At 60.5% G+C, this 15,987-nt stretch carries 14 protein-coding genes; 5 read left to right on the plus strand and 9 right to left on the minus strand.

Features of this window, described 5'->3' with window-relative positions; translation table 11 throughout:
- Positions 1-95: 95 nt before the first annotated feature.
- Both BM216_RS00555 and BM216_RS00560 read left to right on the plus strand, forming a co-directional pair.
- Positions 96-1,202, plus strand: a complete 1,107-nt coding sequence (locus BM216_RS00555; protein WP_092993351.1) for a tartrate dehydrogenase — start codon at positions 96-98, stop codon at positions 1,200-1,202.
- Positions 1,199-2,224: a PdxA family dehydrogenase gene (locus BM216_RS00560; protein ID WP_092993354.1), complete on the plus strand. Its 1,026-nt coding sequence runs from the start codon at positions 1,199-1,201 to the stop codon at positions 2,222-2,224. Before BM216_RS00555 ends, BM216_RS00560 begins: the two co-directional genes overlap by 4 nt.
- Before the next feature lie 15 nt (positions 2,225-2,239).
- Here the strand turns inward: BM216_RS00560 and BM216_RS00565 are convergent, their stop codons facing one another.
- The 9 genes from BM216_RS00565 to BM216_RS00605 all read right to left on the minus strand — a co-directional run bounded on the left by BM216_RS00565 (position 2,240) and on the right by BM216_RS00605 (position 10,764).
- A complete protein-coding gene (locus tag BM216_RS00565; RefSeq protein WP_092993357.1) occupies positions 2,240-2,779 on the minus strand; it encodes a chromate transporter in 540 nt (179 codons plus the stop codon).
- A complete protein-coding gene (locus BM216_RS00570; protein ID WP_092993360.1) occupies positions 2,772-3,341 on the minus strand; it encodes a chromate transporter in 570 nt (189 codons plus the stop codon). The genes BM216_RS00565 and BM216_RS00570 overlap by 8 nt, the downstream gene beginning before the upstream one ends.
- Positions 3,342-3,418: 77 nt before the next feature.
- The gene (fabG, locus tag BM216_RS00575; RefSeq protein ID WP_092994956.1) at positions 3,419-4,171 is read right to left on the minus strand and encodes a 3-oxoacyl-ACP reductase FabG; all 753 of its coding nucleotides are present in this window, start codon (positions 4,169-4,171) and stop codon (positions 3,419-3,421) included.
- A 21-nt stretch (positions 4,172-4,192) separates the two neighbouring features.
- Positions 4,193-5,563, minus strand: a complete 1,371-nt coding sequence (locus BM216_RS00580) for an MmgE/PrpD family protein (protein WP_092993363.1) — start codon at positions 5,561-5,563, stop codon at positions 4,193-4,195.
- Positions 5,560-7,056 (minus strand): tripartite tricarboxylate transporter permease, encoded by a 1,497-nt coding sequence (locus BM216_RS00585; RefSeq protein ID WP_092993366.1) that lies wholly within the window; start codon positions 7,054-7,056, stop codon positions 5,560-5,562. Before BM216_RS00585 ends, BM216_RS00580 begins: the two co-directional genes overlap by 4 nt.
- Positions 7,053-7,547 carry a tripartite tricarboxylate transporter TctB family protein gene (locus BM216_RS00590; protein WP_092993369.1) on the minus strand — a complete coding sequence of 165 codons (495 nt, stop codon included), beginning with the start codon at positions 7,545-7,547 and terminating at the stop codon, positions 7,053-7,055. The genes BM216_RS00585 and BM216_RS00590 overlap by 4 nt, the downstream gene beginning before the upstream one ends.
- A gap of 72 nt (positions 7,548-7,619) precedes the next feature.
- Positions 7,620-8,588: a tripartite tricarboxylate transporter substrate binding protein gene (locus BM216_RS00595; protein ID WP_177230663.1), complete on the minus strand. Its 969-nt coding sequence runs from the start codon at positions 8,586-8,588 to the stop codon at positions 7,620-7,622.
- 53 nt (positions 8,589-8,641) lie between these two features.
- Positions 8,642-10,075, minus strand: coding sequence for an MmgE/PrpD family protein (locus tag BM216_RS00600; RefSeq protein ID WP_092993372.1), 1,434 nt, complete (start codon positions 10,073-10,075; stop codon positions 8,642-8,644).
- 17 nt (positions 10,076-10,092) lie between these two features.
- Positions 10,093-10,764, minus strand: a complete 672-nt coding sequence (locus tag BM216_RS00605) for an FCD domain-containing protein (protein WP_092993376.1) — start codon at positions 10,762-10,764, stop codon at positions 10,093-10,095.
- Between the two features lie 651 nt (positions 10,765-11,415).
- Between BM216_RS00605 and BM216_RS00610 the strand changes: the two genes are divergently transcribed.
- From BM216_RS00610 to BM216_RS00620, 3 genes are all read left to right on the plus strand, one after another.
- Positions 11,416-13,707, plus strand: coding sequence for an FdhF/YdeP family oxidoreductase (locus tag BM216_RS00610; protein WP_092993379.1), 2,292 nt, complete (start codon positions 11,416-11,418; stop codon positions 13,705-13,707).
- Complete coding sequence (locus BM216_RS00615) at positions 13,697-14,023, plus strand: hypothetical protein (RefSeq protein WP_092993382.1); 327 nt, start codon at positions 13,697-13,699, stop codon at positions 14,021-14,023. The genes BM216_RS00610 and BM216_RS00615 overlap by 11 nt, the downstream gene beginning before the upstream one ends.
- 281 nt (positions 14,024-14,304) lie before the next feature.
- Complete coding sequence (locus BM216_RS00620; protein ID WP_092993385.1) at positions 14,305-15,963, plus strand: OFA family MFS transporter; 1,659 nt, start codon at positions 14,305-14,307, stop codon at positions 15,961-15,963.
- The last annotated feature ends 24 nt before the right edge of the window (positions 15,964-15,987 follow it).

Below are 15,987 nucleotides of genomic sequence, written 5' to 3' on the forward strand. Positions count from 1 at the left end.
TCTTCCTCTGGCCATAAATTGTCAACAGTTTATAATTGACAATTTTTATGATATGCGCGAATAGCGAATATGCCTGGATTGGGAGGAGACAAGCCATGGCGAGCAACAGTCTAAAGATTGCAGTCATTCCCGGTGACGGGATCGGGATCGAGGTGGTGCCGGAGGGCATGAAAGTGCTGAAGGCTGCAGCGGAGATCTATGACATCCCCCTGCATTTCGATCAGTTCGACTTTGCCTCCTGCGACTATTATCTGAAGCATGGCCGCATGATGCCCGAGGACTGGAGAGATCAGATCGGCAGCCACGATGCGATCTTCTTCGGCGCGGTCGGCTGGCCCGACAAGGTTCCCGACCACATCTCGCTCTGGCAATCGCTTCTCCTGTTCCGCCGCGAATTCGATCAATATGTGAACTTGAGGCCCGTCCGTCTCATGCCCGGCGTGAAATCGCCGCTCGCAGGCCGCGAGCCGGGCGATATCGATTTCTGGATCGTGAGGGAAAATACCGAGGGCGAATATTCGTCGATCGGCGGGCGGATGTATGGCGGCACCGAGCGGGAAATCGTCCTACAGGAAACCGTGATGAGCAGGACCGGTGTCGACCGCGTGCTCAAATTCGCCTTTGAACTCGCCAGCCGGCGCGAGGCGAAACACGTGACCTCGGCCACCAAATCGAACGGCATCTCGATCACCATGCCCTACTGGGACGAGCGCATGGAAGCGATGGCAGCAAGCTACCCGGACATCCGCTGGGACAAATACCATATCGACATTCTCTGCGCCCATTTCGTCCTGAACCCGGATCGGTTCGACGTCGTGGTCGCCTCCAACCTGTTCGGCGACATCCTTTCCGATCTCGGTCCCGCCTGCACCGGCACGATCGGTATTGCTCCCTCCGGCAACATCAATCCCGAACGGGACTTTCCGTCTCTCTTCGAGCCGGTTCACGGCTCCGCTCCCGACATTGCCGGCAAGGGGATCGCCAATCCTGTCGGGCAGATCTGGGCAGGCGCGATGATGCTCGATCACCTCGGTTACGCCGAAGCTGCGGCCGGCATCGTGTCCGCCATCGAGGATGTCGTGTCCGATGTCGTCACGCGCACCCGTGACCTGGGAGGAAGCGCGAATACCGCAGAATGCGGCGACGCCGTCGTCTCGGCACTCCGCGCCATGTCCAGCACCAGCGTGAGGAAGATTTCATGAGCCAGGATCCTCGCCCCATCATAGCCTTGACGGCAGGCGACTGCACCGGCATCGGCCCGGAACAGACCGCACGCATCCTGAGTGACGGCCGGCTTTCGGACGCCGCGCGGATCGTCGTCGTGGGAGATTGCAGGGTGCTGGAACTCGGCGCTCGCCAAGCCGGAGTGCAATTGGTCCTGCGCACCTACGATCGTCCTGGCACGATCGAATGGGATGACGCGGCCATCCCGCTGATCGATCTCGGCAATACGGATCCGGGCCTCTACCCGCCCGGAAAGGCGAGCGCAGCGTCAGGTTTTGCAACCGGCGAAACGCTGTCGAAAGCGATCGAATTCGCGAGGGCCGGAGAGGCTGACGCCGTTTCATTCGCCCCGCTCAACAAGCGGGCGATGTATGATGGCGGCTGGAAGTTCCCCGACGAGCACAAGATGTTCGCCCATCTTCTGGGCCACACCCGTTATTTCAGCGAGATGAACGTGCTCGATGGACAGTGGATGTCGCGGGTCACCAGCCACGTATCGTTGCGCCAGGCGCTGGACCAGATCAACGAACAGTCGATCCGCGACGCGATTATGCTGGCGGATGCCACGATGAAGAAATCCGGGATCGACAAGCCTCGCCTTGCCGTTGCGGCGCTCAACCCGCATGCCGGCGAGAATGGTCTCTTCGGCATGGAAGAAATCGAGTTGATACGGCCTGTCGTCGAAAAAATGGCGGCGGAGGGATATGACTGCAGCGGCCCCTTCCCCTCCGACACCGTCTATATCAAGGCGTTCGCCGGAGAATTCGACAGCGTCGTCGCCATGTATCACGACCAGGGCCAGATCGCGACTAAGCTTCGCGGTTTTAACCGCGGCGTGACCGTGACCGCTGGCCTCGACATCGTCTTCACCACGCCCTCGCACGGCACGGCATTCGATATCGTCGGCAAGGGCATCGCAAACACCGGCGCCTTCGAGACAGCGATCCGGCTGGCGGCAAAGCTGGCATCGGCGAAGGGCGACCGCGCCGTCGCGGCCTGACGTCTCGCCGGCTTCTCAACCGGAAAATGTGGCAGTGGCAATGGCCGCAAGGCCGCCCAATAGCAGTACCGCCACGACCGGAAATCGTGGGACGAGATAGAGCAGCAGGCAGGATGCGCAGGCCGTTACCGCCGCAAGCAAGCCCCCGCCGCTGATGCGAAACAGAGAGATCGTTCCTGCCATGATGAGGCCCGTGCCGACCGGTGCCAGCCCTTCCCGCATGATCCGGTGCCACGGCTTTTCCCGATGCGCGTTGGTCGCCCGGAAGACGATGTAGCAAAGCAGCGAGGATGGCAGAAAGAGCGCCAATGTTGCCACCAGCGCCCCGCTCCACCCGGCCACCTCCCAGCCGACCGCCGTCGCGAGCATCGTCCCCGGCCCGGGTGCGGCCCTGGATATGGCGAAGAGATGCACGAATTCCGGCTCGGAGATCCAGCGGTAGACCTCGACCGTCTGCACCTGCGCGCCCGCAATGATGGCCGCTCCGCCGCCGATCGAGGTCAGCGACAGCGGAATGAAGATCAGGGCCAGATTGATCAGCAGATTGTCACGCATCCCGGTCTCTTTTCCAGGCAAGGAAGATGCTGATCGGCGCGAGCGCGAGTACGACCGGTATCAGGGGCCATTGCAGGATGCCGACCAGGATTGCGGTCACCGTGGCGACGATCGCAAACGGTGGAAAACGGATGGCGCGGCGGGCACCCTGAATACAGGTCATCATGAGCATGCCAATGGCGGCGAAGGCGATACCGTTGAAGAAGATCGCCAGGAGCGCGAAACCGGAAAAGCGATCGAAAAGCGCATAGAGCGCCAGAACGGAGAAGAATGGGCCGACGAGAAAGCTTGCCAGACAGACCAACGAGCCGATCGATCCGCGCAACTGCTCACCGAGACAGATGATCAGATTGACGACATTGGCGCCCGGCAGCATCTGCGCAATGGCAAGACTGGTCGCGAAATCCTCGTCGTCGACCAGTCCGTGCTGCTGGACGAATTCCCGATAGAACCAACCCGACAATCCGCCCCCAAAACTCAGGAGGCCGACCTTGAAACAGATCAAGCAGAGAAAACCGAGGCCGGCTCTCTGACCGGTAAGACGTGACGGGATCGGGCGCATAGAGGGCTAACCGATGGCAGGGGCGGACGTCTATCGCCCGACCTTTGGAGCGGAGGCGGCAGGTTGCCGCGAGAGGGCTAAGGTAGAAAAGCACCGCCGTTCACATGCAGCGTCTGACCGGTGATGAAACGTGATTGAGGCATCGCGAGATATGAGACGGCGGCGGCGACTTCCTCCGGCGTGCCGCGACGACCGACCAGGGTCTTGGTCGTCTGGTGGTGGGTCGGATCCGCGCCGCCGGAGTGCTGGCGGTTGGTGTCGATCATGCCGGGAGAGACGAGGTTGACGGTAATGCCGGCAGAACCGAGTTCATGCGCCAGAGCCTTGGTCAGTCCATCCAGTCCAGCCTTGGCTGCAATCACATGGGCGCGGTGCAGCGCGCCAGTATAGGCGGTTAGCCCACCGATATTGACGATCGTCCCTTGACCGCCCGCTTTCAGATGAGGAATTGCTGCCTTCGTCATGAGGAAGGCACCGTCGAGGGCAATGCTCATCACCTCCCGCCAGTCGGCGAAGGACAGTTGCTCGAACGGCGTTTCCCGGCGCACCGCCGCGTTGTTGACGAGAATATCAAGACGGCCGAGCCGTGCGACGGTTTCCGCCACCAGTCTGACGCCATCTTCCTCCTGGGACACGTCACCCAGCAGGACCGCCGCGCTAACTCCTCTCGCCTCGACCTCTCGGGCGACAGCATCGGCAGCAGCGCGATCGGAGCGGGCGACGATGGCGATCGCCGCCCCTTGTTCGGCGAGTGCCAGCGCAATCGCACGGCCGATATTGCGTGACGCCCCAGTCACCAGCGCTACCCTGCCCTCCAAAGCTTTCGTCATATCGTCTCCCATCATCTTTTCTCAGAAACGGGCGGCAGAAAGATCGATCCGGCCACCTGCGGCGATCTCTTCGATCGCTAATTTCAGCGCATCGATTCTCGCCGTATCCATACCGCCGAAACGCATGTTCGCTTCGAACTTCGCCTGCAGCTCGTCATCCGGCAGAGGTTCGCGCGCACCTCCACGCATGTAAGGCTGGCGAAACTCCTTCACCGACCCGTCTTTCAACTGCGCCCGGATATGGCCGATGAAGTTTGACGGATAAGGATCCTCGGGATCGATTTCGTAGGAGACTTTAGCCGTCAGTGCCCGGAGCGCGGGATCGAGAACGCGTTCATCGGTGAACTGCCCGAGCCCCGCCTCGCCATCCGTAAAACCGACCGCAATGCAATAGGGCGTCGAAAACTTGCCGGCATAACCGTTCGGTGGAGCCTGTTTTTTCGCCAACGGCTCCCACAGCCGATGCACCGTGCCCTCACCCACCCTGCATGTGATGGAAACGATGTTGTCGGCCTTCACGCCGGATTTTGCGAGCATCATTGCGCAATCGATGAATGGCTGGGTCATGGTCCCGCAGGCATAGGGCTTGAAGGCAAGCGTCTCGACTATCCACTGCTCGCCCAGTCCATCGACGAGGCAGCCGAAATCAGGCTGTTTCGACGGCGCAAAGGCCTTGTAAAGCCCATGCGATCCTTCGAAGACACTGAGCGGGCCGGTGAAGCCGCCTTCGGCGAGTAGCGCCGCACGCAACCCCGCCTGGGCTGCGGCTCCCGCATGGAGGCGCTTGGTCGAACTGCCGTCGGCAAGATATTCGATGATGCCCGAGGCCAGGCTGCCGGATATGCCGAGCGCCCGCGCCGTCACTGCCTCATCGAGACCGAGCGCGGCGCAGACTGCCGCCGCCGCTGCCGGTGCGCCGAAGATTGCGGTCGGGTGAAAGCTCGCCTTGTGTGTTGCCTGCGGCGCAACGAGGCTCATGCGGCACATCAGTTCGGCACCGACGGCTATGCCGCGCATGGCGGCCCGGCCATCGAGGCCTCGCTTCTCGCCAATCGCGATGACGGCCGGAACGATGACGGCGCCAGCGTGGATAGGGCCGCCTTCGAACGTATCGTCGTAGTCCTCGCCATGAGCCGCTGTGCCGTTCACAACGGCCGCATCATAGAGACCTAGCTTCCTGCTATGCCCGAAGGCGGTGCATTCCCCGTCATCGACCGCGCTTGCAAGCGCCGCCTTCACGTAATCCGTGTCACGGGCGGCGACCGCCAGCGCGACGATATCGAAGATCAACCGCCGACAGGTGGCCTCTGCGGCCGTTGACGGCACGGCGCTGGTGACAAAGGCAGCCAGTCTGCCCGCGATCGTGGCTGAAGGTGAGACGGCGACGTTCATGAATGGACTTCCTTCAGTTTGGCTTTGCGGGCTTCCCGGAATTCGCGCACCAGCGAAAAGAAGATAAATATGAAGGCGAGCGAGAGAAGGCCGAGCGAGATCGGATCCTCCAGGAAAATCCTCAGATCCCCGCCTGAAAGCACGAGCGAGCGCCGGTAGCTGGATTCCACCATGTGACCGAGAACCACGCCTAGGATCATCGGCAGGACCGGGAAGCGCGTCATCCGCATCAGGTAGCCCACAAGTCCGAGCATCAAAGCTATGCCGAGGTCGAACGTGCTGTTGTTCAGCGTATAGATGCCCGACAGGATGAGCGCGAAGATGAAGCCGGAACGGTAATAGCGCGGTCGATTCACCAGCCAGATGCAGGCCGGCAGGATGAGGATGCCGATACCGATCTGGGCGATGATCGCGATGAACGAACCGACATAGATGCTGTCGATGACCTGGGCGCTCTGCTCGAAAAGGCGCGGGCCGGGAATGAGGCCGTGCATCAAGAGGCCACCCAGCAGTACCGCCGTCGAATTCGAGCTTGGAATGCCGAAGCTGAGGAGCGGGATCATTGCCGTGCTGGCAACCGTGTTGTTTGCCGTCTCGGGTGCTGCGACCCCTTCTTCCGAGCCTTTGCCGAACAGCTGCGGGGTCTTCGACCAGCGGCGCGCTTCATTATACGACATGAAGGCTGCAATCGATCCGCCGCCGCCCGGTGTCAGCCCTTCGAACAGTCCGAGGATGCAGCCGATGAACTGTGAACGCTTCAGCTTGTTCATCAGCGCAAGGCTGGGCAGCTTGATGCGGATGCTGGCATTGAGTTTCAGCGTGTTCAACGAGCCGGACTGGCTCATCAGCTCGGTCAGCGCAAAGAGGCCGACCATGACAAGCACCGGCTCGATGCCACCGAGGAGATCAGGAATGTCGAAGGTAAAACGCGTCACGCCGGAAATCGGGTCGGTGCCAACGGTCGAGATCATCAGGCCGACGACGGCGGCGGCCAGTCCCTTGAGCAGAGAGCCGCTGCTCATCGACGAGATGACGCTGAGGCCGAGAATGCCGAGGCCGAAATAGGATGCCGGCGTGAAGGCGAGTGCAAGCCACGACAACGGCTCGGTGAGCAGTATGAGCATTGCCAGACCGAAGAGGCTGCCAACCACGCCGGACATGAGCGATATGCCGAGCGCTTCTCCCGCCCTGCCCTGCCGGTTCATCTCGTAGCCATCGATGACGGTCGCAGCCGATGAATTCGTTCCCGGTGTGCGGATGAGGATCGCCGGGATCGACCCGCCATATTCGGCGCCGATATAGACGCAGGCCAGTAGCGCGATCGCCTGCGCCGGGTCCATCGTGTAGGTGAACGGAAGCACCAGCGCCATCGTGATCGAAGCCGAGATACCGGGCAAGGCGCCGCCGAGAATACCCCAGGTGAGACCGATGATTGCGACGAAGAAGATCGGCGTTTCGGTCAGGAGATGGATGATGTCAGCGAAGGTGCTCATGAGAACAGCCCCTGAAACAGCGAGCCTACGGGCTGATTGACGCCCAGAAGCTTCACGAAGATCGCCCAGTACAGGACCCCTCCGCCGATAGCGGCGGCCGGCACGACCCAAGTCCTTGGCGCGCCTTCATAAATTGCTATTGCCGCAATCAGAAGTGCCGTGGCGATGACATAGCCGATGAGAGGCAGCAGCAGGACATAGGCCGCTCCGAACAGAAGGAAGCCGACGGCACGCGGAAACGGCGCGTTGCGGTCTTCCTCGTCGTCATCGTCCTTTGCTTCGTTGACTGTCGCGGAATTGAGTTTCATGGACAGAAGCGCACGACCTGCAAGGCAAAAGCCCAGGATCGCCAGGATGATCGCCAGCACCTGCGGCAATCCACCGGCGCCGATTTCGTCCGACAATGTGCTGTCTGCAATCTGGGTGGACCATGCGTAATAGGTACCAGCGACGGCCATCAGCACCACGCCGCTGAGAAGATCCTTGTTCATCCGTATATCCTCATCGAGAAACGATATGACCGGAACCGCTGCGACCAGCGGTTCCGCGAGGTATCGGGGTAACTACTTAATTGCGCCCGTCGACTTCAGGAAAGCCTCGGTCCGGGTCGCGAAATCATTGACGAAATTCGGATAGTCCTTGTGGCCGATCGGTTCCGGCACGAGGACTTCGGCGCTGTATGCCTTCTTGTAGTCCGGGTCTTCGAGAAGCTGCTTGACCGCAGCGTCCCAGATGGCCGCCGTTTCGTCCGGTATCCCCTTGGGGCCGGCGAGGCCGCGAAACTTGACGAGCGAGACATCGTAACCGGATTCCGTCACGGTCGGGACATCCGGCTTGTCGACGATGCGCTGCGGATTGAAGGTCGCAAGCAGCGTGATCTTGCCGGCATCGAGCTGCGAACGAAGCTCCTGGATTTCACCGATGCCGATGTCGAGCGTGCCGTTCAGCACGTTGAGCATCATGTCGCCGCCACCCTCGTGAGTGACGATCGCGGCATTGACTCCCGCCGCACGTTTCAGCTGTTCGGCAGCCTGCCGCTCAAGCGATGCGGGGTTTGCGGCACCCCACCGTCCGCGCTCGTTCTTGGCATGTTCGATGACATCCTTGAGCGTCTTGTAGGGACCGTCTGTGCGCGTGAAGATGACCTCGCTGTCGAGGAACAGGTTCGCGATGGGCTGCATGTCCTTGTAGGTGCTCTGCGGCTTGCTCATCAGCGATGTGTAGATGTAGGTCGGCGTGGTGGCGTAAAAGACGCTGCCGTCGGCGGGTGCGGAGGCGACCCGCGCCATGGCCTTTGCGCCACTGCCGCCCTGGACGTTTTCGACGACGAATGTCGCGTTTATGTATTTGCCCAGATATTTCGACATCTCCCGCAGAAAGACGTCGCTGCCGCCACCCGGGCTTGAATGCGTGACCAGCGTCACGACCTTGACGGGGTAGGTAGCCGGCTCGGCAGATGCCGAAGCGGAGGAAAGCAATGTGAAGGCTGCAAAACTGATCGCGGCCTTTCCTATCATGCGAATGATGCTCATGGTCTCTCTCCCTGTTGACCGCCACTTCTCCCCAAGCGGCGTGTGTCTGAATTTTATTCCGCTGCGATCTCCCGGCTCTGTTTTCCCGTACCGCTGATCAGATCCGTGATCCGTGCGATATCGGCACCTTCGCCGATGGTCCGCACAAGCGCCAGCAGATCGGAACTCTGGCGATCATCGATGACGCCTTCCGCACACATCCGGAACTTGGCATCGAGACCGTCGTCATCGATCGGGTTGGATGGGCCACCACGATATCGCTCGTCTGCCCATTGCACGAGGGTACGTCCGTCCTTGGTCACGACCTCGATCCGCGAGCGGATCTTATCGTAGCCCTGCGCGTCGATATCAGAATCGTTGATCACGTCCGTCCGTGCCTGAAGATCCTGCATCGCCTCTCCCGCGACAAAGGCATCCTGAAATTCGTGATGGCTCGCGCGGCGGCAGAGGATGATCATCGACAGCAGAGCAGGCATGGAAAATTTCGCCTGCAGATGATTGCTGGCAATCGGATAGCGTATCGGCTCGATGATGTTCTTGCCGGCAAAGAAGCGGATACGCTCCACCTCATCCGGTTTCAGATCGTTGTCGAGAACGAGTTTCAACATGGCATCCATGGACTGATGGGTCAGGATACCCGAAGGATACGGCTTGATGCTGACACCGGGTGACACGATAGTCAAAGGCGCGCCGAATCCGGACTTTGCCTTTTCCTCGTCAAAACCCTCGCCCATGACCGAGAAGAAACCCCATGGACCGTCGAGCGCGCAGGGATCGGCCTGGAACCCTTGAGCGGCGAGCATGGCGGCAGTGATACCGTTCTCGCAGGCACGCCCCACATGCAGAGGTTTCGTCATGGTACCGAAATTGACGCGAATGCCGGCGGCAAAACTCGCGGCGAGACCGAGCGCATGCGCCAGCTTCTCGCCTGTCAGGCCCAACAGCTTGGCCGCTGCCGCGGCTGCCCCGAACGTCCCGACCGTACCGCTCGTATGATGTCCGCGGCGGTAATGCCGTGGCTTCATCCATTCCGAGATCTTGCACTCGACTTCAAAACCCACCTGGAACGCAAGCATGACGTCCTTGTCATCGACATTGCCCAGTTCGCTGGCAACGATGAGCGCCGCTGTCAGCGGCGGCACGGAAGGATGTGTCAGAAGACCGTAGACATGCGCCGGATCGTGCGACACCTGCGTGTCGTCCCAGTCATGAGCGTGTCCCGAGGTTCCCCAGACCCGACCAGCGAGCGCCGCCGGAACCTTTATCCTGCCTGCGCCCGGGAGAGGCGCATCGGATCGCCCCCCTTGCGCGAGCGCGTCCTTGATCAGGATGCGGACGGATGCTTCCTGGCTTCCGGCCAGATAAAGGCCGACCGTATCGACCATGCAGCGGCGACCAATCGCCAACGCTTCCTCCGGAATGTCGGCATAGGTCATACGCTCGATGAAGCCGATTGCCTGAGACGTGATGTCGGATGTCTGGGTCAAACGCTCTTCTCCCCTGTCTATTTCAGATCGGTAGCAGTTGCCATCAGCCGCTCCTTGGCGGCTTCGACATGCCGATGATGGGTCTGTTGTGCTCTCTGCGGATCGCGGGCCACGACGGCATCGGCCATCGCGTGGTGCTCCATTTGAGACGCGTGCATGGAATCCACATGCATCAGGCTGCGTGTGCGATAGAGCCGAAGCTGCTTGACGAGCGCGAGATACTGCTGCGCAAGCGCTGCATTGCCGGCGTTGATCACGATGAATTCGTGGAAGGCAAAATTGACCTTGGCATAGGTGTCGAAATCCTCGCCATTCATCGCCGTGTCCATCTCGGCGATGAAACCCGATAGACGATCGGCGCCGTCGTCTGTGATCCGTTCAGCCAGAAGCTTGCCGGCGAGGCCGAAGAGAACAGCGCGAACATCATAAAGATCGTAGGCCTGCTGTGCGGTCAGCTGACGGACGAAGAATCCACGATTTGGGATCTGCTCGATCAGCCCCGAGGACTCCATCGAGCGCAACGCCTCGCGGACCGGCCCCCGGCTTATCCCGAACCGGATGGCCAGCTCTTTTTCATTGAGGTGATCACCCGGGGTAAATTCGCCGCTCAGCAGAACAGCCTGGATCTCCTGTTCCAAAAGCATGGGCAGCGACTGTGTCCGCAAGATTTCGACTGCGTTGAGCAGCATGTACGCTCTCCCGTTTCGAAAATAGAGTATATGCAGAATGCAAATTGTCAACAATCTTCATTCTGCATGTGAAAATTCGGAAATTGGCTCGCACCACCCCAGGAGGACATATTGAACGAAGCGGGCGGGAACAAATTTCGGGGTGTCACCATGTCCTGAAAGATTTCTGTTACGCTGCGGTTGTGACGACCCCACCGAGATCGTGACACCGACGCGCAGATCAGCTCGCCGACGTGCGAGACGCGCAACACCGCTCAGCCTCGGTTTTCGTTCGACCGGGGAGCCCGAACGCAGGGGACTTGTAAAATTCGTCACGCTTGAAGGGAGCTGAGCCGCTGATCACCAGATCAAATGCAGGTAGCTGAATTCACGATATTCACGCCGCGACCGACAGTGATCTATGGGTTCGAGTGCGCCTCATCACCACTTCGAACGCGCGAGGTAAGCGACGCCGGCGTATCGAAGAGATCGGCCGACGCAGCGTCGCAGAGAGGCGAACTGGTGCTTCAGGCCCATACTCATTACGCACCCTCCGCCTATCACTTGATAGATATCGCCCGATGGCTGCCTGATCGCGACTTGTATATCGTCAAGTAATTTAGTTGACGGGTAGTTTGAGCCTTTGGCCAGCCCGAAGAATGCGGGCAGGACATGAGCACGGATACCTTCATCGGAAAAAAATCCAACGCCGCAGGCGGATGGGGCGCACTAAAGAGCTGCGGACGCCATGTGGTGGGCTCGCGCAGGCCCTTGGCCAATGCGATGACCATGCTCAGTGCGAACCAGCCGGACGGCTTCGATTGCCCGGGTTGCGCCTGGGGCGATCCGAACCATGGCTCGTCCTTCGAATTCTGCGAAAACGGCGTGAAGGCAGTGTCGTGGGAATCCACCAAGCTGCGCGTCACGCCCGATTTCTTTGCCGAGCATACGGTGACGGAGCTGCGCAGCTGGTCCGATTACGATCTGGAGCATCAGGGGCGACTGACTCATCCGCTCCGCTACAATTCTGACACTGACCATTATGAACGCATCACCTGGGACGAGGCTTTCGCCGACATCGGCGAGCGTCTGAACGCGTTGCAGCCGGATCAGGCGGAATTCTACACGTCAGGCCGCGCTTCGAACGAGGCTGCGTTCCTGTATCAGACCTTCGTGCGGCTCTACGGGACCAACAATTTCCCGGATTGCTCAAACATGTGCCACGAAGCCTCCGGCGTGGCGTTGACCGACGCCATCGGCATCGGCAAGGGCACTGTGCATCTGGAAGACTTCGAACATGCCGATGCAGTTTTCGTCTTCGGTCAGAACCCCGGGACCAACCATCCGCGCATGCTTGCCGATCTGCGCAAGGTTACGATGCGCGGCAAGCAGGTGGTGGTTTTCAACAACCTGAAGGAAAAGGGCCTCGTCCGTTTCGCCGACCCGCAGAACAAGATCGAGATGCTGACGGGCGGGTCCGAGGCGACCTCGACCATGTATTTCCAGCCGCGTCTCGGCGGAGACATGGCTGCGGTTCGCGGCATGGCAAAGCTGGTCTTTGCTGCCGATGATGCAGCGCTCGCCGCCGGTGCCGAGCGGATCATCGACGACGCCTTCATCGCCGAACACACCAGAGGCATGGCCGAGTGGCGCGCGATCGTCGAAGCGACCTCATGGGAGCAGATCGAGGAACAATCGGGCCTTACCCGTGACGGTCTCGCCCGCGCGGCCGAGGTCTACATGACCTCCGATGCCGTGATCGCGACATGGGCCATGGGGATCACCCAGCACCGCCATTCGGTGCAGACGATCCGCGAAATATCGAACTTCATGTTCCTGCGCGGCAATATCGGTCGTCCGGGCGCGGGCCTTTGCCCCGTACGAGGCCATTCCAACGTGCAGGGCGACCGCACGGTCGGGATCAACGAAAAGGCGCCCAAGCCGCTGCTGGATGCAATGGAACGTGAACTCGGCGTGCCGATGCCGCGCGATCCGGGCCATAACGTCCTGGAAGCCATCGGCGCGATGCTGGCGGGGACGGCAAAGGCCTTTATCGGGCTCGGCGGCAATTTCTCGCGCGCGACGCCTGACAGCGCGCTTATTGCAGGTGCTCTCGACCGGCTGGATCTCGTCGTGCATGTCGGCACTAAGCTCAATCACTGCCACCTGTTGCATGGCAAGGCAGGGTATATCCTCCCTTGCCTCGGGCGGACCGAGATCGACCGGAACTCGAAGGGCGTGCGCCAGATCGTGACCGTCGAGGATTCGATGTCGATGGTTCACGGCTCCGGTGGCATCAACCAGCCCGCCTCGAAGGAACTGAAATCGGAGGTCAGCATCGTCGCCGGGATTGCAAAGGCCACCGTCGGCTCCAAGGTCGTCGACTGGGATATGTTGGCCGACGACAATGACAAGATCCGCGACATGATGGCTCGCGTATTGCCCGGCTTTGACGATTACAACGCCCGGGTCCGGGTGCCGCGCGGTTTCTGGCTACGAAATCCCGCAACCGAACGGGAATGGCGCACACCGACTGAACGCGCGAATTTCGGCAGTTTCGCCCTGCCCGAACGCACCGAATGGCAGATGCGAGAAGATGGCCAGGATCTCTTCGTGTTGCAGACTATGCGGTCACACGATCAGTACAACACCACCATCTATGCGATGGATGACCGCTATCGCGGCGTTTATGGCGAACGCGAAGTTGTCTTCATCAACCCTGCCGATTTGGCCGCTACGGGCCTGACTGCCAAGGATCGGGTAACCCTTGTTACCCATTCGAATGACAATATCGACCGCCGCATTACCGGCTTCAGGATCGTGCCCTACGATATCCCGCCGGGTTGCATCGCGGGCTATTATCCGGAACTGAACGCCCTCGTCCCGCACAATTCCTTCGGTGACCGCAGCTTCACGCCGACCTCGAAATCGGTGTTGGTCAAAGTGATGCGCGATGCTGTCTGAGACCGCGGACGATCGCGAGGCGCGCCTTGCCGCTTGGCCGCCCCTAGTCGCGGCGCTGCAGGCGCAGGACGGGCTGGCGGACAGCCCGCTCGCCTGCGGTTTGCTGGCTGCGGTCGGCCTCGGCCTGGCGGGTGACAGCCGTGGCTTTGCCCGCGACAGCGACACCGAACATGCCCTTGTCCTGCGAGAGGTCGGGCGCCTCTCGGATGAGCTCGGACTTTTGGTGATTGTCCGTACGGATGAGCGAACCCAGCGCCGCTTTCTCGCTCTCAGCGAAGCCGGACAAGCGTTGATTGAGGGCCAGTATATCGACTGAACCGTCAACACGCCAAATGGCCACATGCTTTCGATACGCCTGCATGCCAACCGCATGCGGGCTTGTGGTCGTTTCCGTCAACCAACTGATTTTAAATGATATTTTCTATCGTTCGATTGATTTTTCAGTTGCGCAGGTGCGTCACTATGCCATATGTGGCGCAGGGTCGCTGACCAATTGACAGAATCTCAGCTTGTGCCGCCCATCGGCTGCGCGGGGTGAATTCTTATTCTCGAATAGAGAAATGGTCGGGGACTAGGGCCTATGGGGACTTTTGATCTATGACGACAACGACCGATTTCGCCGCCGGCGAAGATCTGGGGCTGCTTGACCGCGCCCGTACTATCGCCAAGCCGGGTTTCAATCGATGGCTGGTGCCACCGGCCGCGCTTGCCATCCACCTTTGCATCGGAATGGCCTATGGCTTCTCCGTGTTCTGGCTGCCGCTCACTGCTGCACTACCTGGTCCTACGCCAGAAGCCTGCACCAATATGGGTATTATGTCCGCCTTGTTCACCACCGAGTGCAACTGGCGGATCACGGATCTGGGCTGGATCTACACCCTGTTCTTCGTTCTTCTGGGATGCTCCGCTGCAATCTGGGGCGGCTGGCTTGAACGCGTCGGCCCCCGCAAGGCCGGTTTCGTGTCGGCGTGCTGCTGGTGCGGCGGCATCGCGATCGCTTCGCTCGGCGTTTATACGCATCAGCTATGGCTGATGTGGGTCGGAGCAGGCGTGATCGGCGGTATCGGCCTTGGTCTTGGCTATATCTCGCCCGTTTCGACGCTGATCAAGTGGTTCCCTGACCGTCGCGGCATGGCGACCGGCATGGCGATCATGGGCTTTGGCGGTGGCGCCATGGTTGGATCGCCGCTCGCGCAGCTGTTGATGGGACAGTTCGCGACCCCGACCGATCCTGGGGTCTGGCAGACCTTCCTCGTGATGGGCGCCGTCTATCTGGTGTTCATGATGGCTGGCGCCTTCGGCTACCGCGTGCCTCCGGCAGGTTGGCGTCCGGAAGGATGGGAGCCTCCGGTGAAATCCGGCAAGGCAATGATCACCCAGGGACATGTTCATCTCAACAATGCGCACAAGACACCGCAGTTCTGGTTGATCTGGCTGGTTCTGTGCATGAACGTCTCGGCCGGTATCGGCATCCTCGGTGCCGCCTCGCCGCTGCTGCAGGAAATCTTCGCCGGTCGCCTGATCGGCCTACCGGAGTTGAGCTTCGCCCAGCTGTCGACCGAGCAGAAGCTGCAGATCGCAGGCATTGCTGCGGGCTTCACCTCGCTTCTGTCGCTGTTCAACATCGCAGGTCGTTTCTTCTGGGCTTCGACATCCGATAAGCTCGGTCGGAAAAACACATATTACGTGTTCTTCCTTCTGGGCATCGTGCTCTACGCCTCGGCGCCGACCTTTGCTCAAATGGGCAATCAAGTTCTGTTCGTGGCGGCCTTCTGCATTATCCTGTCGATGTATGGCGGCGGCTTTGCAACGATCCCGGCTTATCTGGCCGATATCTTCGGCACCCAGTTCGTCGGCGCGATCCATGGCCGTCTGCTGACTGCCTGGGCGACCGCCGGCATTCTCGGACCGGTCGCGGTGAACTACATCCGCCAGTACCAGATCGCCAACGGTCATACCGGTGCCGACGCCTATACGATGACAATCTATGTCCTGTGCGGCATGCTGTTCATCGGCCTCATCGCCAACCTCCTCGTCCGCCCGCTAGCTCCCAAGTGGTTCATGACGGATGCCGAGGTGAAGGAAATCCAGCAGAAGCAGGCCGGCGCCGAAGCGAGCGTCGCTTATGGATCCTATGGCATCGACAAGGGTCGCTTTGATGCGCCAGCGATGCTTGCCTGGGCAGCTGTGGCGATCCCGGTCATTTATGGCTGCTGGTTCACGCTGACCAAGACCGCTGCGCTTTTCGGCGGTTGACACGAAACAGGTGGCCGCATTCCG

Source organism: Rhizobium sp. NFR07, assembly GCF_900111905.1.
Taxonomy (GTDB): Bacteria; Pseudomonadota; Alphaproteobacteria; order Rhizobiales; family Rhizobiaceae; genus Neorhizobium.

What these genes read in the sequence shown, in the direction of transcription:
- BM216_RS00620 (WP_092993385.1), top strand. Translation starts at nt 14,305, where the DNA reads ATGACGACAACGACCGATTTCGCCGCCGGCGAAGATCTGGGGCTGCTT.
- BM216_RS00555 (WP_092993351.1), top strand. Translation starts at nt 96, where the DNA reads ATGGCGAGCAACAGTCTAAAGATTGCAGTCATTCCCGGTGACGGGATC.
- BM216_RS00560 (WP_092993354.1), top strand. Translation starts at nt 1,199, where the DNA reads ATGAGCCAGGATCCTCGCCCCATCATAGCCTTGACGGCAGGCGACTGC.
- BM216_RS00580 (WP_092993363.1), bottom strand. Translation starts at nt 5,563, where the DNA reads ATGAACGTCGCCGTCTCACCTTCAGCCACGATCGCGGGCAGACTGGCT.
- BM216_RS00595 (WP_177230663.1), bottom strand. Translation starts at nt 8,588, where the DNA reads ATGAGCATCATTCGCATGATAGGAAAGGCCGCGATCAGTTTTGCAGCC.
- BM216_RS00585 (WP_092993366.1), bottom strand. Translation starts at nt 7,056, where the DNA reads ATGAGCACCTTCGCTGACATCATCCATCTCCTGACCGAAACGCCGATC.
- BM216_RS00605 (WP_092993376.1), bottom strand. Translation starts at nt 10,764, where the DNA reads ATGCTGCTCAACGCAGTCGAAATCTTGCGGACACAGTCGCTGCCCATG.
- BM216_RS00570 (WP_092993360.1), bottom strand. Translation starts at nt 3,341, where the DNA reads ATGCGCCCGATCCCGTCACGTCTTACCGGTCAGAGAGCCGGCCTCGGT.
- BM216_RS00565 (WP_092993357.1), bottom strand. Translation starts at nt 2,779, where the DNA reads ATGCGTGACAATCTGCTGATCAATCTGGCCCTGATCTTCATTCCGCTG.
- BM216_RS00610 (WP_092993379.1), top strand. Translation starts at nt 11,416, where the DNA reads ATGAGCACGGATACCTTCATCGGAAAAAAATCCAACGCCGCAGGCGGA.
- BM216_RS00615 (WP_092993382.1), top strand. Translation starts at nt 13,697, where the DNA reads ATGCTGTCTGAGACCGCGGACGATCGCGAGGCGCGCCTTGCCGCTTGG.
- BM216_RS00590 (WP_092993369.1), bottom strand. Translation starts at nt 7,547, where the DNA reads ATGAACAAGGATCTTCTCAGCGGCGTGGTGCTGATGGCCGTCGCTGGT.
- fabG (WP_092994956.1), bottom strand. Translation starts at nt 4,171, where the DNA reads ATGACGAAAGCTTTGGAGGGCAGGGTAGCGCTGGTGACTGGGGCGTCA.